General features: G+C 59.2%; 3 protein-coding genes. 2 read left to right on the top strand and 1 reads right to left on the bottom strand.

From position 1 onward, the window contains the following. Positions 1–109 precede the first annotated feature (109 nt). Positions 110–1132, top strand: coding sequence for a response regulator (locus AACS18_RS14120; RefSeq protein ID WP_047438363.1), 1023 nt, complete (start codon positions 110–112; stop codon positions 1130–1132). Positions 1133–1140: 8 nt separating this feature from the next. After that, positions 1141–1572, top strand: coding sequence for a PAS domain-containing protein (locus AACS18_RS14115; RefSeq protein ID WP_005337175.1), 432 nt, complete (start codon positions 1141–1143; stop codon positions 1570–1572). A gap of 89 nt (positions 1573–1661) precedes the next feature. On the opposite strand, the gene AACS18_RS14110 is transcribed toward AACS18_RS14115, so the two are convergent. Next, a partial coding sequence (locus tag AACS18_RS14110) for a GntG family PLP-dependent aldolase (protein WP_258228711.1) occupies positions 1662–2213 on the bottom strand: 552 nt, incomplete at its 5' end.

Genomic DNA, 2213 nt, shown 5'->3' with positions numbered 1-2213 from the left:
TCGGCAGTGGGACAATCAATTTTCACAAGGTGATAGCCTCACCCATTGCATCTGACCGTTAGCGGGCCACACTTATAGCATCCCTTGCCAACAGAGCCTGCCTAACGCCATGAATGTATTGATATGTGATGACTCCGGGTTCGCCCGCAAACAGCTGGCGCGGGCGCTCCCGGCCGACTGGAAAGTCGATTTGCACTACGCAGCCAATGGTCTCGAAGGGATCGAACAGGTGCTGATGGGTCATGGCGATCTCATCTTCCTCGATCTGACCATGCCGGAAATGGACGGTTACGGCGTGCTGGAGACCCTCCAACGGGAGGGTCTACGCAACAAGGTGATCGTGGTCTCCGGGGATATCCAACCAGAGGCCTATCAACGGGTCATGGGGCTGGGGGCGCTCGATTTCATCAAGAAACCCGCCGCCCCCGAGACCCTGCTCGCCCTGCTCAAAAAGCATGATTTCTGGAGCGCCGCCCCGAGCGGTCAACCAAGCGCCCCCGAGCAGCAGCCAAACGGCGTTGTAGCCGATGCAGGCGTCAAGATCACCCCCGAAATCCGCGATGTCTATCAGGAGCTGGCCAACGTCTCCATGGGTCAGGCCGCCGACTTGCTGGCTCGTCTGCTCAACGCCTTCGTGGTACTGCCTATCCCCAACGTCAACGTGCTGGAAGTATCAGAGTTGCATATGGCCCTCTCGGCCGCTGCGGATTCAGATACCCTCTCCGCCGTCTGTCAGGGCTTTATTGGAGCGGGGATCGCCGGTGAAGCGCTGATCCTGTTCCATGACTCCAGCTTCAAAGATTTGGCCAAGCTGATGAACCATCAGGGGACGCTGGATCGCACCGCCGAACTGGAGCTGTTGATGGATACCGCCAACGTGCTGATCGGCGCCTTCCTGCGCGGCTACGCCAACCAGCTCGACACCCCCTTCAGTCAGGGGCACCCGGTGGTGCTCGGCCAGCACAGACCCATCAACGAGCTGATCAACACCAACAAGAGTCGCTGGCGCCGCACGCTCGCCATCGAGATCAACTACCGGATCCAGGATTACGCGGTGCAGTGTGATCTGCTGCTGCTGTTTACCGAAGATTCCATCGCCACCATGAACAACAAAATCATGCACATGCTCTAGGAGTGACTATGGAAATCCGTGAATTTCATTGGCTGATGAACATAGTCCAGAACCTGGACGTAGGCCTGGTAGTGCTCGACAAGGAGTACAAGGTACAGGTGTGGAACGGCTTTATGGAGAGCCACAGCGGCCGACTGGCCAGTGACGTGCGCGATGGCGTACTGTTCGAGCTCTTCCCCGATGTGGACAGAGCCTGGTTCGAGCGCAAGGCCAACATGGTCTTCAAGCTCAACAACCGCGCCTTCAGCACCTGGGAGCAGAAGCCCTATCTGCTACGTTTCTCCAACTATCGCCCCATTACCGGCTCGGCCCCCCATATGTTCCAGAACCTGACCCTGGTGCCACTGGCCGATTTCGGCGGTCAGGTAACCCATATCGCGGTGATGATCTACGACGCCACCGATGAGGCCATGCTGATGAGCGGCCAGCGGCAGGCTTGAGCTTGCAGCAAATAACAGAGGGCGCCGCGGCGCCCTCTGTTATTTCGGTATGAACAGGTCTTGGTATAACCTCTACCTGACCAGCCGTCTCAACGCGCTCCGAGATACTCGGTGAAGGCGTCGATCACCTCTTCAATATCGTCATCGTTGATTTGCAGATGGGTCACCAGCCGCAGCTCGCCGTAACCGGAGAAGAGGATCCCCCGCTCCTTCATAAAAGCGAGCAGAGGGGCCGATTCCCCCTCATGCAGCCGCAGGAACACCATGTTGCTCTGCACCAGCGAGAGGTCGAGCTCGATGCCCGGCAGTGCAGCCAACCCTTCGGCCAGCCGTTTGGCACGGCGGTGATCATCGGCCAGGCGGGTCACATGCTGCTCGAGGGCAAACAGACCGGCTTGCGCCAGAATGCCCGCCTGACGCATGCCACCTCCCAGCATCTTGCGCAGGCGGCGCGCACGGGCGATGAAATCGTGGCTGCCCACCAGCAGCGAGCCCACCGGTGCACCCAACCCCTTGGAGAGACAAATCGAGATACTGTCAAACGGTGCAGCGATCACCTCGACCGAGGTCTCGCTGGCCACGGCGGCGTTAAAGAGCCTGGCGCCATCGAGATGAAGCTTCAAGCCGCGCTCGGCAACGAA

Origin of the sequence: Aeromonas sp. HMWF015 (genome assembly GCF_963878965.1) — a bacterium.
Classification (GTDB): Bacteria; Pseudomonadota; Gammaproteobacteria; order Enterobacterales; family Aeromonadaceae; genus Aeromonas; species Aeromonas veronii.
The sequence above is the reverse complement of the archived record's forward strand: the minus strand, read 5'-3'. Positions and strand labels throughout refer to the sequence as shown.

Coding starts and splice junctions, on each gene's coding strand:
- AACS18_RS14120 (WP_047438363.1), top strand. CDS start 110: ATGAATGTATTGATATGTGATGACTCCGGGTTCGCCCGCAAACAGCTG.
- AACS18_RS14115 (WP_005337175.1), top strand. CDS start 1,141: ATGGAAATCCGTGAATTTCATTGGCTGATGAACATAGTCCAGAACCTG.